Consider the following 16,420-nt stretch of genomic DNA (forward strand, 5'->3'; position numbering starts at 1 on the left):
AGGTTCACGAGTGTGATGGTCAGGGCGACGCCGGGGTCCTGTCAAGACAGGCAGGAGGCCGGGAGCCCGGTGGGGCTCCCGGCCGACACGCGCGCGGGGCCGGTCAGCTCTCCAGCACGCCCGTGCCCAGCAGCCCGAACAGCGCGAGACCGATGACGATCCGGTAGATCACGAACGCGTTGAAGGTGTGCTTGGCCACGAACTTCAGCAGCCAGGCGATGGAGGCGTAGGCCACGACGAAGGAGACCAGCGTGCCCACGGCGAGCGGGGCCGCCGACCCCGCGCCCGTGCCGAGCGCGTCCTTCAGCTCGTACAGGCCGGCGCCGGTCAGCGCGGGGATGCCGAGGAAGAACGACAGCCGGGTGGCCGCGACCCGGTCCAGGTCCAGCATGAGCGCGGTGGACATGGTGGCGCCGGAGCGGGAGAAGCCGGGGAAGAGCAGCGCCAGGATCTGGGAGCTGCCGACCAGCATGGCGTCCTTGAACGAGGTGTCGTCCTCGCCGCGCTTGTGCCGGCCCATCCGGTCGGCGGCCCACATCACACCGCTGCCCGCGATCAGCGAGCCGGCGACCACCCAGAGGGAGGCGAGCGGTCCTTCGATGAGCGGCTTGGCGGCCAGGCCGACGGCGACGATCGGCAGGGTCGCCCAGATCACCCACCAGCCGAACTTGTAGTCGTGGTGGACGCGCTCCTCGCGGTCGCGCAGACCGCGGAACCAGGCGGAGACGATCCGGGTGATGTCCTTGCGGAAGTAGACCAGTACGGCGGCGATGGCCCCGACCTGGATGACGGCCGAGAAGCCGACGACGGCGTCGTCGTCGACGGGGATGCCCATCAGGCCCTCGGTGATCTTCAGATGGCCGGTGGAGGAGACGGGGAGGAACTCGGTCACTCCCTCGACGGCTCCGAGGACGACGGCTTGGCCGACGGAGATGGCGCTCATGGAATCCAGTTCTGACGAGATCGGGTGCGGGTTCGGGTCGCTGGTCGCCGGTGCGGCCGGCCGCTACGGCCAGACCGCCTGGCCTATGGCCACCCCGGCGAACGCGGCCCCCAGGCCCGCCACCACACTGCCGACGACATTGGCGAGGGCGAGCAGTCCCGCGCCCGTCTCGGTCAGCCGCAGCGTCTCGTACGAGAAGGTCGAGTACGTCGTCAGCGCCCCGCACAGCCCGGTCCCCAGGAACAGCCGCAGGTCGGGCGAGGCGGCCGCGGAGCCGGTGAGGATGCCGAGGACCAGACAGCCCACGACGTTGACCACGAAGGTGCCCCAGGGGAAGACCGAGTCGTGCCGGGACTGCACCGCGCGGTCGGTGAGATAGCGCAGCGGGGCGCCGATCATGCCGCCCGCGACGACCACCAGCCAGTTCACGACGACTTCTTACCTTCCGTGTCCGGTTCGCCCGGGTTGTCGAGGCGGTCGGCGCGCCGCAGGACATGGCATTCGTCGAGGGTCACCAGCCGGTCGGCGACCAGTTCGTCGAGCTGCGGCAGGAAGGCGCGGATGCGCTCCTCGGTGTCGACGATCACGACCAGCACCGGCAGGCCCTCGCTGAGCGAGAGCAGCCGGGAGGTGTGGATCCTGGAGGAGGCGCCGAAGCCCTCCACGCCGTGGAGGACGCTGGCGCCCGCGAGCCCGGCGGCGTGGGCGCGGTGGACGATCTCGGTGCACAGGGGCCGTCGGTGCCAGGTGTCGTTCTCGCTCAGGTAGACGGTCACCCGCAGGGCGTTGCCGGTGAGTCGCGTCATGTCTGCCTCCCCAGGAGCACGCGGCGGGTCGCGGCGGCGGCGAGCCACACCGCGGCGAGGGCCGCGCACAGGGTCGCGGCCAGATAGGCCAGGGCCGTGCCGGCGCGGCCCGCGTGGAAGAGCCGTTCGATGTCGACGGCGTAGGTGGAGAAGGTGGTGAAGCCGCCGAGGACGCCGGTTCCGAAGAAGGGGCGCACCAGCCGGTGGACTTCGAGGATCTCGGTGATCACCACGAGGAACACGCCGATCACGGCGCAGCCGACGACGTTCACCCAGAAGATGGTCCAGGGGAAGCCGCCGGTCTCGGTGGGCCACCACAGGGAGGCGGCGTAGCGGGCGACGGCGCCGAGCGCGCCGCCGACGGCCACCACGGCGACCACCGGGAGCTGTCCCGTCCCGGGCGGCCGCCGGGCGGCCCTGGCGCGGAGGCTCCCGGCCTCCGGGGAAGTCATGTCGTACGTCTCCTGCCTGCGACCGGTGGTGCCTGGTGCGGGTGATCACGGCTGGTCACAGCGTAACGCCGGGGTTCACCCGTGGCGTTTGCCCTCGGGTGCCGCGCAGACCGCGATGCCGCGTTCGTGGAGGCTGCCCAGGACCAGCAGGCCGCCGGTCTCGCAGACGCCGGTGACCATGCGGAAGCCGGAGCGGCGGCGGGTGAGGTGGTGCAGGACGCGGCCGTCGTCGTCGACCGCGAGCACCCCGGCCCAGGCCGCGGGCCGGTAGGGCGCGCGTACGGCGATCCGGGCGGCGGCGCGCCGGACTCCGGGGGCGGCGCGGTGCAGGAGGTCGAGGGCGGGGACGCGCGGGCCTGCCAGGGCGACCCAGACCGGGCCGTCGGGGGCGCCGCGCCACAGGTTGTCCGGGTAGCCCGGCAGGTTCTCGACGAGGGGTTCGGCGTGTCCGGCGCGCGGGCCGGTGAGATGGAAGCGGGTGAGGCGGCGGGCGCCGGTCTCGGCGACGATCAGGCTGCGGTCGTCGGCGCCGCGGACCAGGCCGTTGGCGAACTGGAGCCCCTCCAGGACGACTTCGGCCTCGGTGGCGCCGGGGGTCAGGCGCAACAGCCGTCCGGTGCCGGTGTGTTCGGCCATGTCGCCCATCCAGTCGCGCAGCGGGTGGACGCGGCTGGAGACGGTGAAGTAGACGGTGCCGTCGGGCAGGGCGACGACGTTGCTGCAGAACCGCAGCCGCTCCCCCGCCGCCGACTCGGTCAGGACCCGGACGTTCCCGGTGCCGCCGTCGGGGTCGACGCGCAGCAGGGCGCCCTCGGCGTCGCACACCAACAGGTCGCCGTCGGGGAGGACTTCGAGGCCGAGCGGGCGGCCGCCGATCTCGGCTATGTGCTCGACGCGGGCGCCCGGCGGGTCGTCCAGGCCGTCGACGCGCACGATCCGTCCGTCCGCCAGACCGGTCAGGACGCGGCCCCGGGGGTCGGCGACGACGTCCTCGGGGCCGTGTCCGGGGAGGCTGACGTACCTGAGCGGGACGAGCGCCGTCCGCGGGTCCATGGGGTTCCGCCCTTCCTGGAGGAGGCGGCCATCCTCGCAGTCGGGAGAGGGGACGTCGGGGGGTACCCGGGGTCCTTTGCCGTCACTTTCCGCAACCGGGGGCCGCGTCACTTCCCGCAACCGGGTCCGCTTCCCGTGGCGCCGCCCGGTCCGGTGTCCGCTACCAGCCCTTCTCGAACATGCGGGCCACCTCGGCGATGCGCATCTCGTCGCGCCGGTAGTAGAGACGCCGGCGGATCCGGGTGGCGCGCAGCAGGCCGAGGCCGGTGAGCAGGGCGAGATGGGTGTCGGCGACCTCGCGGCGCACCCCCAGTTTGGCGGCGACGGCGGCCGCCGGTACGCCGTCCTCGACGGGGTCGGCGCGGCGCTGCGGCGGGAAGTGCCGGGCCGGTTCCTTCAGCCACTCCAGGATGTCGAGCCGCCGCTCGCCTGCGGGCGTCCTGAGCATCGTCGTCCCCTCCGTCCGGGCCTCCTCGGTACCGCGTCCTCCCACTGTTCCGCAGCGGGAGCCGCCGTGTCCCGGACTCGGCGACCCTTGACCGGGATCGAACTCCCTTGCTTTATACGGGTGTTCGAAAGAGGGGCAGGCCCCGGCCGCGCGGTGCGGCCGGGGCCCGGGCCGTCATCGGCGCCGGCGGGGTGTCAGCGGTGGCTGAACCACGCCATCGCGGGCAGCGGCTTGTCGTCGTAGCCGAACAGGGCCTGGTTCTCCCAGCCGTTGCCGGAGGAGGCGTCGGTGGGGTCCCAGCCGTTGCCGCTCACCGCGGTCCAGGTCGCCTCCCAGTAGAAGACGCCGAGACCGCGGCCGTTCGGGACGGCCTCCACGATGTTCGCGACGGCGTTCATCCAGGCGAGCTGCCCGGCCGTGGTCGCCGGGTAGCCGGAGACCAGTTCGCCGCTCAGATCGATGATGTTCTCCAGCGCGTCCTCGCTGTCCAGCCGGAACGGGTAGGCCGTCTCGGCGAGGAACACCGGCCTGGCGTAGCGGGCGGCCGCGTCGTCCAGCGTGGTCTGGAAAGTCGGCGAGCGTACCGTGCCAGTAGCCGTAGTACGACAGCCCGATCACGTCGAACTTCACGCCGTTGGCCACGGCATTGTCGAACCACCAGCGGGTGCCGGTCAGATCGCCGCCCTTGGCGAGGTGCAGCGCGACGGAGGTGGAGGAACTGACCGCCTTGACGGCGTCGTAGCCGGAGTTGAGCAGCCCGGCCAGTTGGCCCCAGTTGGCGGTGGAGCCCTCGGACCACAGCATGCCGCCGTTGATCTCGTTGCCCACCTGGACCATGTCGGCGGTGGTGCCCTGCGCCTTGAGGGCGTTGAGCACGTCGTAGGTGTGGTTGTAGACGTCCGTCTTGAGCTGGCTGTACGAATGGCCCGCCCAGGCCGCCGGCTTGGCCTGGGCGCCGGGGTCGGCCCAGGTGTCCGAGTAGTGGAAGTCGACCAGGAGCTTCTGCCCCGCCGCCTTGACGCGCTTGGCGACGGCGAGGACGCGCGCCTTGTTGTGGTAGCCGTCGGCCGGGTTCACCCACACCTTCAGCCGGGCGTAGTTCATGCCGGCGTTCTTGAGGATGGTGACGGCGTCGCCGGTGGCGCCCGAACTCGTGCGGTAGACACCGCCCTTGGCCTCGCTCTTGGCCAGGGACGAGATGTCCGCGCCCTTGACCGGCAGTCCGGCGGTGCCGGCGGCGAAGGTGAGGTCGTCGACGTTGATCCAGTTGCCCGCGTTGGCGTCGCTGGTGACGCTGATCGTGCACTGGTTGGTGGTCACGGTGACCGGGACGACGACCCGGATCCAGCCGCTCGCCGACACGGGCAGGTCGGTGCGCTGTTCGGCGCCGCCGCAGTTCTTCAGCGCCAGATAGGCGGAGTTCTGACCGCCGCCGGAGCGGACCCAGGCGGTGAGCTTGTAGGAGCCGTTGGTGAGCCCGGAGAGGTACTGGTAGGTCTCCACCTTGTAGGCGGTGGACGCCCAGTGGGACAGGCGGTAACTGCCGCCGTGGCCACCGGACTCGGAGAAGGAGGCGCCCGTGTCGCCGTACTCCGACCAGCCGTTGGGCACGGCCGCCCCGGCGCCGTCGCTCTCGAAGCCGCCGTTGGTCAGGGTGCTCGCCGCCTGGGCGGTCTGCGCGGGAAGTGCGGTGAGGGCGAGCCCCGCGGTGAGCGGGAGCAGCAGGGCGCGCAGGGTGCGTCTGGGATGGAACATCGTCGTCCGTCGTCCCTTCGACGTGATGGATGGGTTTCCTCGCGTGAGACGGAGGGCCCGCGAGAGCCCCGCTCGCCTCGGCGAGGGCCCCCTCCGCCCGCGGCTCGCGGCTCCACGGGCGGAGGGGGAGTCGGCTCAGCCGTCGAGTCGCACGACCCGTACGGCTCCCGCCGGCACCGCGAGGCGGCCGGCGGCGCGTTCGCCCGTCAGCAGCTCGCTGCCGGCCGTGGCCAGCGGCACCTTGGTGTCGGCGGCGGTGTGGTTGATCGCGAAGAGGTAGCGGCCGCTCTCCCCGGAGCGGACGACGACCTCGACGTCCCGGGGCAGTTCGGCGCGTGGGGCGAGCGCCGCGTCGGCGGCGGCCCGGTCGAGCAGCGCGTCCAGGCCCTCGGCGCCCAGGCGGGTGGAGACGTACCAGGCGGTGCCCTCGCCGAGGCGGTGCCGGGTGACGGCGGGGTGTCCGGCGGTGAGGCCGTCGGCGTAGGTCCAGACGGTCTCGGCGCCGCGCGGCACCACGAACTCCGTCCACACGTCACCGGTGCGCTCGGTGCCGTCGGGCCCGGCCAGGCGCACGGATGCGCCGGCCGGGAGCGGGGAGAACTCCTCGACGGTCAGGCCCAGGACGTCGCGCAGCGCGCCCGGGTAGGCGCCTTCGTGGACGGCGTCGTGCTCGTCGACGATGCCGGAGAAGAAGGACACCACGAGGGTGCCGCCGTTCTCGACGTACTCCCGGAGGTTGTTCCCGGCCGCCTCCGTCATCAGGTACAGGGCGGGCACGACGACCAGCGGGTACGCGGACAGATCGGACTCCGGGTGGGCGAAGTCGACGGTGAGGTGGCGGTCGTAGAGCGCCTCGTAGAAGGCGTCGGCGCGCTCGCGCGGGTCGGCGTCCTGGCTGGGCCGCCAGTCGAGGTTCTGCGCCCACCAGGAGTGCCAGTCCCACAGGACGGCCACGTCGGCCTCGGTGCGGGTGCCGCGGATCCCGGCCAACGAGCCGATGCCGGCGCCCAGTTCGACGGCCTCGCGCCAGACGCGGGTGCCGGTGCCGCCGTGCGGGAGCATCGCCGAGTGGAACTTCTCGGCGCCGCGCCGGGACTGGCGCCACTGGAAGAACATCGCGCCCTCGGAACCGCGCGCCACATGGGCGAGGGAGTTGCGGGCCATCTGTCCCGGCGCCTTGGCGGGGTTGCGCGGCTGCCAGTTGACGCCCGAGGTGGAGTGCTCCAGGAGCAGCCAGGGGGCGCCGCCGGCGACGGAGCGCGTGAGGTCGGCGGCCATCGCGAGGTTGACGTGGGTGCGGCGGCCGTCGGTGATCAGGTAGTGGTCGTTGGTGACGAGGTCGACCTCGCGGCCCCAGGCCCAGTAGTCGACGGAGTCGCACTGGCTGAGGGCGGTCATGAAGTTGGTGGTGACCGGGACGCCGGGGGAGAGCCGGTGCAGGATGTCCCGCTCCGCACAGAAGTTCTCGCGCATGGTGGCGTCGGCGAACCGCTTGTAGTCCAGCGCCTGGCCGGGGTTGCCGACGGTCGGTGTGGTGCGCGGCGGGAGGATGTCCTCGAAGCTCGGGTAGCGCTGGCCCCAGAAGGCGGTGCCCCAGGCGTCGTTGACCGCGTCGAGGCTGCCGTGCGTGGTCAGGAGCCAGCGGCGGAAGTGCGCGGCGCAGGAGTCGCAGTAGCAGGCGGAGACGGGGACGCCGTACTCATTGTGGACGTGCCACATCGCGAGCGCCGGGTGGTCGCCGTAGCGCTCGGCGAGCCGGGTGGTGATGTTCGCGGCGGCCGCGCGGTAGTGGGTGTTGCTGTGGCAGATGGCGCCGCGGGAGCCGAACTCCAGGCGGACGCCGTCGGCCGTCACGGGCAGCGCGTCGGGGTGGGCGCGGTAGAACCAGACCGGCGGGACGACGGTGGGGGTGCCCAGGTCGACGCGGATGCCGTTGTCGTGCAGCAGGTCGATGATCCGGTCGAGCCAGCCGAAGTCGTAGACGCCGGGTGAGGGCTCCAGCAGGGCCCAGGAGAAGATCCCGACGCTCACCATCGTGACGCCGGCCTCCCGCATCAGCCGGACGTCCTCCGCCCAGACGCTTTCCGGCCACTGCTCGGGGTTGTAGTCCCCACCGAAGGCGAGCCGGGTGAGGCCCTTGGGTGCGGTCTCCGGCGTGGTCTCCGGCATGAATCTCTCCCGTTTGATCGAACATTTGGGAACGTGCACACACCGCTGCGGCGATGCGGAGCCCAACATAACCGCACAGCAACAACCATTGACAAGTGTCCGGGATGTTTCTCTACTGTGAACGCTCACAGAGAGCTTGACGGGCTTCCCGCGACGGGCGGGGCGCCTGGTCACGCGTTCGCATGGCAGGTTTCCGCACCCGGCGGGGACCCAGGTCAGGGGAGAGATCCATGCCCAACACGAAGCGCCGTCGCCTCGTGGCTTCCGCCGTAGCCGTCACCCTCGGCGCCACCGCCCTCGCCGCCTGCGGCTCGTCCGACGACGACAGCGGCACCGAGTCCGGTCCGGTCTCGCTCACGTACTGGACCTGGACGCCCGGGATGGACAAGGTCGTGGACCTGTGGAACAAGGGGCCCGGGAAGAAGGCCCGGATCACCGTCACGGTGAAGAAGCAGGCGTCCGGCGACACGCTGGTCACCAAGATCCTCACCGCGCACAAGGCGGGCAAGGCCCCGGACCTGGTCCAGGCCGAGTACCAGGCGCTGCCGACCCTGGTCAGCAATGACGCGCTGGCGGACATAGCGAAGGACGTCGGCGACGCGAAGAGCAAGTTCGCCGACGGCGTCTGGCAGCAGACGACGCTGGGCACGGACGCGGTGTACGCGGTGCCGCAGGACATCGGCCCGATGATGTTCTACTACCGCGCCGACCTCTTCGAGAAGTACGGCTTGACGGTCCCGGCGACCTGGGAGCAGTTCGCGGACACCGCCCGGGAGTTGAAGAAGAAGGCCCCCGACACCGACCTCACCACGTTCTCCGCCAACGACTCCGGACTCTTCGCGGGCCTCGCCCAGCAGGCCGGCGCCCGCTGGTGGACCACGGAGGGCCAGAAGTGGAAGGTCGGCATCAACGACGCGGCCACCCAGAAGGTCGCCGACTTCTGGGGCGGGCTGGTCGAGGAGGGCGTGATCGACAACCAGCCGATGTACACGCCGGCCTGGAACAAGGCGCTCAACACCGGGCAGCAGATCGCCTGGGTCTCCGCCGTCTGGGCGCCCGGCACCCTCACCACCGCCGCGCCCGACACCAAGGGCAAGTGGGCCATGGCCCCGCTCCCCCAGTGGAACAACAGCGAGAACGTGACCGGCAGTTGGGGAGGCTCCTCGACGGCCGTCACCACCGACTCCGCGCACAAGGGAGCCGCCGCCGAGTTCGCCGCCTGGCTGAACACCGACGGCGACGCCCTCAACGCCCTGGCCAAGGAGAGCGGCATCTACCCGGCCTCCACCTCCGCCCAGCTCAGCGGCGCCTTCATGACCCCGCCGGACTACTTCTCGACGCAGGCCGACTTCTACACCCTGGCCTCCGAGATCGCGAAGACGACGGCACCCTCGGCCTGGGGCCCGAACGTCAACGTCGCCTACACCACCTTCAACGACGCGTTCGGCGCCGCCGCCAAGAACAAGTCCGACTTCTCCGCCGCCCTGGACACCATGCAGGCGGACACCGTCGCCGACCTGAAGAAGCAGGGCTTCGAGGTCTCCGAGTGACCAGCGCCCGCCGGAGGTCGTACGGGGTCAAGGGGGCCCCGTACGCCTTCCTCCTCCCCGCCACCGTTCTGTTCGCCCTGTTCTTCGCGCTGCCCATCGGCTACGCGGTGTGGCTCAGCCTCCACAAGGTGAAGGTCTCCGGGCTCGGCCTGGGGGCCGGTGCCCGCAAGGAGGTCTGGGCCGGCCTGGAGAACTACACCGACTCCCTCACCGACTCCGAACTCCTCGCCGGCGCGCTGCGCGTCCTGGGCTACGGCTGCATCGTGGTCCCGGTGATGCTGGGCCTGGCGCTGCTGTTCGCGCTGATGCTGGACTCCGAGAAGGTGCGGCTCGCGCCGTTCACCCGGCTCGCGATCTTCCTGCCGTACGCCATCCCCGGCGTGGTCGCCGCGCTGCTGTGGGGCTTCCTCTATCTGCCGAGCGTCAGCCCCTTCTACTACGTCCTCGACGCGCTCGGCCTGCCGCAGCCCGACCTGCTGGACGGCGGGCCTCTCTACGGCGCCCTGTCGAACATCGCGATCTGGGGCGGCACCGGCTTCAACATGATCGTCATCTACACCTCGCTGCGGGCGATCCCGGCCGAGGTCCACGAGGCGGCCAAGCTGGACGGCGCCACCCCGCTCCAGACCGCGCTGCGCATCAAGATCCCGATGGTGGCGCCCTCGCTGGTGCTCACCTTCTTCTTCTCGATCATCGCGACGCTCCAGGTGTTCAACGAGCCGACGACCCTCAAGCCGCTCACCAACTCCGTGTCCACGACCTGGAGTCCGCTGATGAAGGTGTACCGGGACGCGTTCGGCACCGGGGACATCTACCGGGCGGCCGCCGAGGCCGTGATCATCGCCCTCGCCACGCTGGTGCTGTCCTTCGGCTTCCTGCGCGCCGCGAACCGGCGGAACCGGCAGGACGCCCGCCAAGGAGGGGCACGATGACTTCTCTCGCCGTACGCAAGGCACCCCCGGCGACCGGGGCGACGGGCGCGGCCCGGGGCCGGACGCCGCTGCGCGGCCGGATCGCGCTGGTGCCGACGGCCGTGCTGCTGCTGGGCGCGCTCTACTGCCTCCTCCCGGTGGCCTGGGTGGTGATCGCGTCCACCAAGTCCGGCAGCGAGCTGTTCTCCACCTTCACCTTCCTGCCGGGCACCGGCTTCGCCGACAACATTCGTGACCTCGGCGCCTACCGCGACGGCATCTACTGGCAGTGGATGGGCAACTCCGCCCTGTACGCCGTGCTCGGCGCGCTGCTGTCGACGTGCGTGTCCGCGGTGAGCGGCTTCGCGCTGGCCACCTACCGCTTCCGCGGCCGCGAGACGATGTTCAACATCCTGCTCGCCGGTGTGCTGATGCCGCCGATCATCCTCGCGATCCCGCAGTACCTGCTGCTCGCGCAGGCGGACCTCACGGACTCCTACTGGTCCGTGCTGCTGCCGCAGATCCTCTCCCCCTACGGCGTCTACCTCTCCCGCATCTACGCGGCCGCCGCCGTGCCGGGCGACGTGGTGGAGGCCGGCCGGATGGACGGGGCGGGCGAGTGGCGGATCTTCACGCGGATCGCGCTGCCGATGATGGTGCCCGGCATGGTGACGGTGTTCCTCTTCCAGTTCGTGGCGATCTGGAACAACTTCCTGCTGCCGTACATCATGCTCAGCGACGACGAGCGGTTCCCGCTCACGCTCGGTCTGTTCACGCTCCTCGAACAGGGCTCCAACACCCCGGCGCTCTACACGCTGGTCATCACCGGCGCCTTCCTCGCGGTCGTCCCGCTGGTGGCGCTGTTCCTGGTCGTTCAGCGCTTCTGGAGTCTGGATCTGCTGTCCGGAGCCGTAAAGTCATGACCATGAACAAAGGTGCGGGGGGCCGCCGCAAACCGCCGACGATCCACGACGTGGCACGGGAGGCGGGGGTCTCCCGAGGCACCGTCTCCCGGGTGCTCAACGGCGGGCACTACGTCAGTCCCACCGCGCGGGAGGCGGTCGACGCCGCCATCCGCAAGACGGGTTACGTCGTGAACCGGCACGCCCGCTCCCTGATCACCGGCCGCTCCGACTCGGTGGGCTTCCTGCTGACGGAACCGCAGGAGCGGTTCTTCGAGGACCCCAACTTCAACGTCCTGCTGCGCGGTTGCACGCAGGCGCTGGCCGCCCACGACATCCCGCTGCTGCTGATGCTGGCCGGCACCGAGGACGAACGGCGGCGCATCACGCGGTACATCACCGCGGGCCATGTCGACGGCGTCCTGCTGGTCTCCAGCCACTCCGGGGACCCGGTCGCGAGCGAGCTGCGGGAGGCGGGCGTCCCGCTGGTCGCCTGCGGCAAGCCCATCGGCATCGGCTCCAAGGTCAGCTATGTGGCCGCCGACGACCGGGACGGCGCCCGGGACATGGTGCGCCATCTGCTGGCCCGGGGCCGCCGCAGGATCGGGGTGGTCACCGGACCACTGGACACCCCGGGCGGTGTGGAACGCCTCGCCGGATACCGGGAGGTGCTCGCCGAGACCGCCACGCCCTACGACGACCGGCTCGTCGTCTCCGGCGACTACAGCCGGGCCAGCGGCGAGTCGGGCGCGGAGCGGCTGCTGGCGCAGGCCCCGGACCTGGACGCGGTGTTCGTCGCCTCCGACCTGATGGCCCAGGGGGTGCTGAGCGCGCTCCGGCGGGCGGGCCGCAGGGTGCCGGAGGACGTCGCGGTCGGCGGCTTCGACGACTCCCCCGCGGCCACGGCGGCCACCCCCTCGCTGACGACGATCCGCCAGCCCTGGGACCGGATCAGCAACGAGATGGTGCGTGTGCTGCTGGCCCAGATCGGCGGCGAGGACCCCGCGGCGGTGATCCTGCCGACGGAGCTGGTGCGGCGGGAGTCGACGTGAGGTGAGGGGGCGTAGGCAGGGGCGGGGGCGGGTGGCTCCCTCGGCCGTATCGGTCAGGATCGAAGAAGCGGACCCCCGCTCCCCCGCCTTAGCGTGAGATCACCGACGCGCTCGGCGCCGGACCACGCACCGTCGAGGAGTGACCATCGTGACCACGACCACCGGTATCCAGACGATCATCTACCCCGTCAAGGACGTCGACCGGGCGAAGGCCCTGTTCAGCGCGCTGCTGGAGGTCGAGCCCTACGCCGACGAGCCGTACTACGTCGGTTACAAGGCCGCCGGCCAGGACGTCGGCCTCAACCCGAACGGCCACGCCCAGGGCCTGACCGGACCGGTCCCCTACTGGCACGTCTCCGACATCCGGGGCCGTCTGGCGGCCCTGGTCGAGGCGGGCGCCGAGGTGCTCCAGGACGTGCGCGACGTCGGCAACGGCCGCCTCATCGCCGCCGTGAAGGACCCGGACGGCAACCTGGTGGGCCTGCTGGAGGACCCCTCCTGAATCTCCTTTCCCGCCGCTTCCCGCCTTTCTTGCATCCGCACTAGTTGAGGACTCAACGAATGCGGAAAACGGTGTTACCGTGCGGGTATGGCAGCGAAAACGGCCGGGGCGGACCTCGAGGACCGGTGGCGGGACATCCTCTCGGTGCACGCCCGCACGATGTGCGAGATCGACCGGGTCCTGCATCCGCACGGCCTCGGCGCGAGCGACTTCGAGGTGCTCGACGTGCTCGCGTCCGAGACGCCCCGCACGGGCGACCAGTGCCGGGTCCAGGACCTCGTCGGCCGGGTACATCTGAGCCAGAGCGCCCTGTCCCGTCTGATCGGCCGGCTGGAGAAGGAGGGCCTGGTGGAGCGGGCCGTCTGCGTCGAGGACCGGCGCGGTGTGTGGGTCGCCCTCACCGACAAGGGCCGCGACCTGCACACCGAGGTACGGCCGCTCCAGCGGGAGGTGCTGGAACGGATGCTGGGCGCCAGGTAGCGCGCCGCGCGTCTTCCAGGTCGGTCTCTCGGCAGGTCGGCTTCCAGGTCGGTTTCGGCAGGCCTGCTTTTAGGTCGGCCTCGGCAGGTCGGCGGCCGTGCGGCCGAGGGCCAGCCGGTCGAAGAGGGCGCCCCCGCCGTCGCTGCGCAGGGTGACACCGGCGAGCGGGAGTCTGCCGCCGGTCAGCTCCCACAGGTCCAGTCGTACGGTCGACCACTCGGCCGGGGGCCGTTCGCCCAGACAGAGTCTGGTCAGGACCGTCTCCTCCGGCCAGCGGGAGTCCCCGGCCAGGACGGTGACGGCGAGCCCGTCCCGCCCCCGGCCGATCCTGAGGCCCATGCCGGTGGTCTCGGGTCCCGCGGCCTTCCAGGCGAACTGGAAGTGGCGGTACTGGCCCGGCTCGGGATGCTCCGCGATCACGAAGCCCCAGTCGGGCGCGACGCGGCCGACCGGATGGACGTACGGGGCGGGGGTCTCGGTGACCGGTCCGTCGAGCCGGATCCGGGTTCTGCGGGGGCCGCGGGTGCCGTCGCGCTGGGAGATGACCTGGTGGCGGGGGTCGGACTGCGGGGCCGGTGGTGAGTGTTCCGTGCCCGGTGCCGGCGCCGCCTGCGTCGCCGGTGTCACCTGCGTCGCCGGTGTCACCTGCGTCGCCTGTGTCGTGTGTGTCGTGTGTGAAACAACCTGCGTCGCCTGTGTCGCGTGTGGAACAACCTGACGCAACGTCCCCATCGCCCGCCCCCTCGTCATCGCCGGCCGTCGCCCCGGCCATGGCATCGTGCTCATGATCTCCGGGGCGTGACGGCCGGGGCGATCACCTGTTGGGGTGATGTTCCGAATTGGCCGATATACGCCCCGGAGCACGGGACGGCGGTCAGGGCCGGGGTCAGCGGGCCAGCAGCGTGCGGACCCCTTCCGAGGTGAGGGTCAGCGGGTGGTCACCGGCCCCGTCGATGCAGAGCGACAGCTCGGTGGCGGGCCACTGCGCGGCCAGCGCGCCGAGCGGCACCAGGCGGTAGCGGTCAACGCCGGGCAGCAGACCGGCCATCTCCGGTTCGGAGGTGAACACCGGGACGACGGGCGCGCTGCCCGGCTGCTCCAGGACCGGCAGGGCCACGGTGGTCGGATCGGTGACGTCCTCGTCCACGGCGTCGTCGGGGACGGGCACGAGGACGTCGCAGTGCGCGAGCGTGTCCAGGGCCGTCGTGTCCTGCGTGTCCCGGGCCAGCGCGTCCAGCGCCCGCCGGGCGGGGTCGGGGGTGTGGTCGTGCGCGGGTGTGTGCATGGCGGATTCCCTGAGGTGGGGGTCGGTCGGGCCCGGGCCGGACACGTCCGTGCCGGGGCGCGGTCCCGCGACGCGTACCCGAAGGAGCCGGGGTCAATCGCCGGACCGGGTACTTCGTGCGCACCGGCGGCCCTGATCAGGGGCCGATACAGGGTGGTCGGTCGGGGTCGCGGCAGCCGACATCGGATTCCGGCCGCCCACGATGCCGTCGGGAGGCTGGTGTCGCGAGGTCGCCCACGGTCCCCGTCCGCCTCACACGTCGACGTCCGCGATCCGCAGCCCCTCCTCGCGCACGTCCCGCTGGATCAGCGCGGCGGCCGCGGCGACCTGGGCCGCCACCCGTTCCGGCCGGACCACCTCGACGGGACCGACGACCCCCACGGCGGCCACCACGGCGCCGCCGCTGTCGCGCACCGGCACCGCGTAGCCGCCCCGCCCGGGGGCCAGGCCGCCGTGGACGACGGCGAAGCCCTCCCGGCGGACGTCGGCGAGGCGCTCCCGGAGCAGGGCGGGGCTGGTGACCGTGGCCGGGGTGTAGGCGCGCAGCGGCGCGGAGCAGACCTCGTCCCGCACGGCCCCGCGCGCGTGGGCGAGCAGCACGTGTCCGACGGCGGTGGCGTGGAGCGGGATGCGCGTGCCGGGGTCGCCGTGGCAGGAGGCCGGTTCGGGGTCGTCGGAGACGAAGGCCAGGCAGACGCTGTCCCGGCCGTCGCGGATGGCGACGGTCGCCGCGGCCGCCGTCTGCCCGTGCAGGGTGACGAGATGCGGCCGTACGGTCTCGACGAGCGCGGAGTGCGGGGCGAGGACCGCGGTCTCCCACAGCCGCAGTCCGATGCAGTAGCCGCCGTCGGGACAGCGCTCCAGGGCGCCCCAGCCGTGGAGCTTGGCGACGATGCGGTGGACGGTGGCGACGGGCAGCCCGGAACGGCGGCTGATGTCGCTCAGGGTGAGGATCCGGTTGTCCCGGTCGAAGGCGGCGAGGATGCTGAGCGTCCGGCCGACGACCGAGCGCTCCGGAGCGGCGGGGCCGGGGGTGGGTCCGGGGGTGTCGGGGCTGGTGGCGGGGCTGGTGTGGGGGGCGGTCATCCCGTGCGGAGTCCCTTCGGTCGGGGCGACCAGACCTATCATTGAAGCCTCAAGTGGACAGTGAAAGGTCGATTCCGGAACATCCATGGTCGATTTAGCCTCGTTACCGATCCCCGTGGTGCCCTACAGACCCGTCTGCCGGCCCGGTCTCGGTGTCGCGCTGGTGAGCCTGAGCGAGTTGCTCACCCTCACCTCCCGGAGTTTTCTCGGCAGCCCCCACCGCCTCGGCTTCCACCAGATCATGCTGGTGCGCGAGGGCCACGGGACGTACTCCATCGATTCGGCGCCCGTGGAGTGCCGGACCGGCACCCTGCTGTGGACCCGGCCGAACCAGGTGGTCCAGTTCGTCCCGTCGGCCTCCATGGAGGCCGACATCATCATGTTCACCCCGGCGTTCCCGCTCCCCATGAAGGCGCACATGGGGATGCTCGACGATCTGCTGCGGCCCTCGCACTGGCAGCTCCGCGACTCCGAACTCGCCGCGTTCCAGCGGGTGCTGGCGATCCTTCGGGAGGAGTTCGAGCGGCCCGACCAGGGGCTCGGCGAGGACCTGCTCAAGCATCTGCTCGCCGTCGCCCTGCTCCACATCGACCAGATGTGCCGGCAGCGGCACACCGAGGCCGCCCCCGTCACCGGCGACAACGGCGAGCTGTTCCTGCGGTTCCGCCGGGAGCTGGACCGCTCGTACCGGACGACCCGGCTCGTGGCGGACTACGCGGCCGCCCTGAGCTGCAGTACGCGCGCGTTGGCGCGGGCCTGCCGGGAGGTCGCCGGCACCTCCACCAAGGACGTGATCGACGCGCGCGTGGCGCTGGAGGCGCGCCGGCTGCTGGCGCACACCGATCTGCCGATCAGCGCGATAGCGCGGCATCTCGGGTTCACCGAGGTGACCAACTTCGGCAAGTTCTTCGTGCGGCGCGTGCACACGACACCGGGCGCCTACCGGCATGCCCGCACACCTGAGCACACCCCCGCTTGAATGATCAGAACACCTTCGGGTTAGCATCTGAGCGCCACCTAGCTCGA

General features: G+C 71.6%; 17 protein-coding genes and 1 pseudogene. 7 read left to right on the forward strand and 11 right to left on the reverse strand.

Translation table 11 applies throughout. The annotated features are described in order from the left end of the window. Positions 1 to 103 precede the first annotated feature (103 nt). The 8 genes and pseudogenes from AFM16_RS03760 to AFM16_RS03795 all read right to left on the reverse strand — a co-directional run bounded on the left by AFM16_RS03760 (position 104) and on the right by AFM16_RS03795 (position 7,626). Positions 104 to 943 carry an undecaprenyl-diphosphate phosphatase gene (locus tag AFM16_RS03760; protein ID WP_030787232.1) on the reverse strand — a complete coding sequence of 280 codons (840 nt, stop codon included), beginning with the start codon at positions 941 to 943 and terminating at the stop codon, positions 104 to 106. A gap of 63 nt (positions 944 to 1,006) precedes the next feature. Further along, positions 1,007 to 1,372: a fluoride efflux transporter CrcB gene (gene crcB, locus AFM16_RS03765; protein WP_030787229.1), complete on the reverse strand. Its 366-nt coding sequence runs from the start codon at positions 1,370 to 1,372 to the stop codon at positions 1,007 to 1,009. Next, positions 1,369 to 1,749, reverse strand: a complete 381-nt coding sequence (locus AFM16_RS03770; protein ID WP_030787226.1) for a DUF190 domain-containing protein — start codon at positions 1,747 to 1,749, stop codon at positions 1,369 to 1,371. The genes crcB (AFM16_RS03765) and AFM16_RS03770 overlap by 4 nt, the downstream gene beginning before the upstream one ends. Beyond that, entirely contained in the window at positions 1,746 to 2,201 is a 456-nt protein-coding gene (crcB, locus tag AFM16_RS03775; protein WP_030787223.1) for a fluoride efflux transporter CrcB, read from the reverse strand. Before crcB (AFM16_RS03775) ends, AFM16_RS03770 begins: the two co-directional genes overlap by 4 nt. Before the next feature lie 75 nt (positions 2,202 to 2,276). Then, entirely contained in the window at positions 2,277 to 3,254 is a 978-nt protein-coding gene (locus tag AFM16_RS03780) for an SMP-30/gluconolactonase/LRE family protein (protein WP_078632378.1), read from the reverse strand. Positions 3,255 to 3,414: 160 nt separating this feature from the next. Next, a complete protein-coding gene (locus tag AFM16_RS03785; RefSeq protein WP_030787217.1) occupies positions 3,415 to 3,702 on the reverse strand; it encodes a hypothetical protein in 288 nt (95 codons plus the stop codon). 194 nt (positions 3,703 to 3,896) lie between these two features. Then, a pseudogene (locus AFM16_RS03790) lies at positions 3,897 to 5,457 on the reverse strand (glycoside hydrolase family 53 protein). 135 nt (positions 5,458 to 5,592) lie between these two features. Next, the gene (locus tag AFM16_RS03795; protein WP_078632380.1) at positions 5,593 to 7,626 is read right to left on the reverse strand and encodes a beta-galactosidase; all 2,034 of its coding nucleotides are present in this window, start codon (positions 7,624 to 7,626) and stop codon (positions 5,593 to 5,595) included. Between the two features lie 230 nt (positions 7,627 to 7,856). On the opposite strand from AFM16_RS03795, the gene AFM16_RS03800 reads away from it, so the two are divergent. The 6 genes from AFM16_RS03800 to AFM16_RS03825 all read left to right on the forward strand — a co-directional run bounded on the left by AFM16_RS03800 (position 7,857) and on the right by AFM16_RS03825 (position 13,023). Then, positions 7,857 to 9,176, forward strand: a complete 1,320-nt coding sequence (locus tag AFM16_RS03800; RefSeq protein WP_030787210.1) for an ABC transporter substrate-binding protein — start codon at positions 7,857 to 7,859, stop codon at positions 9,174 to 9,176. Next, a complete protein-coding gene (locus AFM16_RS03805) occupies positions 9,173 to 10,108 on the forward strand; it encodes a carbohydrate ABC transporter permease (RefSeq protein WP_030787208.1) in 936 nt (311 codons plus the stop codon). Before AFM16_RS03800 ends, AFM16_RS03805 begins: the two co-directional genes overlap by 4 nt. Next, positions 10,105 to 11,010, forward strand: a complete 906-nt coding sequence (locus AFM16_RS03810) for a carbohydrate ABC transporter permease (RefSeq protein WP_030787207.1) — start codon at positions 10,105 to 10,107, stop codon at positions 11,008 to 11,010. The genes AFM16_RS03805 and AFM16_RS03810 overlap by 4 nt, the downstream gene beginning before the upstream one ends. Then, positions 11,007 to 12,041 (forward strand): LacI family DNA-binding transcriptional regulator, encoded by a 1,035-nt coding sequence (locus AFM16_RS03815; protein ID WP_078632382.1) that lies wholly within the window; start codon positions 11,007 to 11,009, stop codon positions 12,039 to 12,041. Before AFM16_RS03810 ends, AFM16_RS03815 begins: the two co-directional genes overlap by 4 nt. A 148-nt stretch (positions 12,042 to 12,189) precedes the next feature. Then, a complete protein-coding gene (locus tag AFM16_RS03820) occupies positions 12,190 to 12,543 on the forward strand; it encodes a VOC family protein (RefSeq protein ID WP_030787202.1) in 354 nt (117 codons plus the stop codon). Between the two features lie 87 nt (positions 12,544 to 12,630). Next, entirely contained in the window at positions 12,631 to 13,023 is a 393-nt protein-coding gene (locus tag AFM16_RS03825) for a MarR family winged helix-turn-helix transcriptional regulator (RefSeq protein WP_078632384.1), read from the forward strand. Between the two features lie 69 nt (positions 13,024 to 13,092). Here AFM16_RS03825 and AFM16_RS03830 read toward each other — a convergent pair whose 3' ends face one another. The 3 genes from AFM16_RS03830 to AFM16_RS03840 form a co-directional block, all read right to left on the reverse strand. Beyond that, positions 13,093 to 13,668 carry a hypothetical protein gene (locus AFM16_RS03830; RefSeq protein ID WP_143648308.1) on the reverse strand — a complete coding sequence of 192 codons (576 nt, stop codon included), beginning with the start codon at positions 13,666 to 13,668 and terminating at the stop codon, positions 13,093 to 13,095. 241 nt (positions 13,669 to 13,909) lie between these two features. After that, on the reverse strand, positions 13,910 to 14,308 hold the full coding sequence (locus AFM16_RS03835) for an SseB family protein (protein ID WP_030787194.1): 399 nt from the start codon (positions 14,306 to 14,308) through the stop codon (positions 13,910 to 13,912). A 252-nt stretch (positions 14,309 to 14,560) separates the two neighbouring features. After that, positions 14,561 to 15,394 (reverse strand): IclR family transcriptional regulator, encoded by an 834-nt coding sequence (locus tag AFM16_RS03840; RefSeq protein ID WP_078632388.1) that lies wholly within the window; start codon positions 15,392 to 15,394, stop codon positions 14,561 to 14,563. A 118-nt stretch (positions 15,395 to 15,512) separates the two neighbouring features. Here AFM16_RS03840 and AFM16_RS03845 point away from each other — a divergent pair, with 118 nt between their 5' ends. Further along, on the forward strand, positions 15,513 to 16,373 hold the full coding sequence (locus tag AFM16_RS03845; protein WP_245177628.1) for an AraC family transcriptional regulator: 861 nt from the start codon (positions 15,513 to 15,515) through the stop codon (positions 16,371 to 16,373). Positions 16,374 to 16,420: the final 47 nt, after the last annotated feature.

This window comes from Streptomyces antibioticus (genome assembly GCF_002019855.1).
Taxonomy (GTDB): Bacteria; Actinomycetota; Actinomycetes; order Streptomycetales; family Streptomycetaceae; genus Streptomyces; species Streptomyces antibioticus_B.

Coding starts and splice junctions, on each gene's coding strand:
- AFM16_RS03785 (WP_030787217.1), bottom strand. CDS start 3,702: ATGCTCAGGACGCCCGCAGGCGAGCGGCGGCTCGACATCCTGGAGTGG.
- AFM16_RS03840 (WP_078632388.1), bottom strand. CDS start 15,394: ATGACCGCCCCCCACACCAGCCCCGCCACCAGCCCCGACACCCCCGGA.
- AFM16_RS03760 (WP_030787232.1), bottom strand. CDS start 943: ATGAGCGCCATCTCCGTCGGCCAAGCCGTCGTCCTCGGAGCCGTCGAG.
- AFM16_RS03815 (WP_078632382.1), top strand. CDS start 11,007: ATGACCATGAACAAAGGTGCGGGGGGCCGCCGCAAACCGCCGACGATC.
- AFM16_RS03780 (WP_078632378.1), bottom strand. CDS start 3,254: ATGGACCCGCGGACGGCGCTCGTCCCGCTCAGGTACGTCAGCCTCCCC.
- AFM16_RS03800 (WP_030787210.1), top strand. CDS start 7,857: ATGCCCAACACGAAGCGCCGTCGCCTCGTGGCTTCCGCCGTAGCCGTC.
- AFM16_RS03810 (WP_030787207.1), top strand. CDS start 10,105: ATGACTTCTCTCGCCGTACGCAAGGCACCCCCGGCGACCGGGGCGACG.
- crcB (WP_030787223.1), bottom strand. CDS start 2,201: ATGACTTCCCCGGAGGCCGGGAGCCTCCGCGCCAGGGCCGCCCGGCGG.
- AFM16_RS03770 (WP_030787226.1), bottom strand. CDS start 1,749: ATGACGCGACTCACCGGCAACGCCCTGCGGGTGACCGTCTACCTGAGC.
- AFM16_RS03835 (WP_030787194.1), bottom strand. CDS start 14,308: ATGCACACACCCGCGCACGACCACACCCCCGACCCCGCCCGGCGGGCG.
- AFM16_RS03795 (WP_078632380.1), bottom strand. CDS start 7,626: ATGCCGGAGACCACGCCGGAGACCGCACCCAAGGGCCTCACCCGGCTC.
- AFM16_RS03825 (WP_078632384.1), top strand. CDS start 12,631: ATGGCAGCGAAAACGGCCGGGGCGGACCTCGAGGACCGGTGGCGGGAC.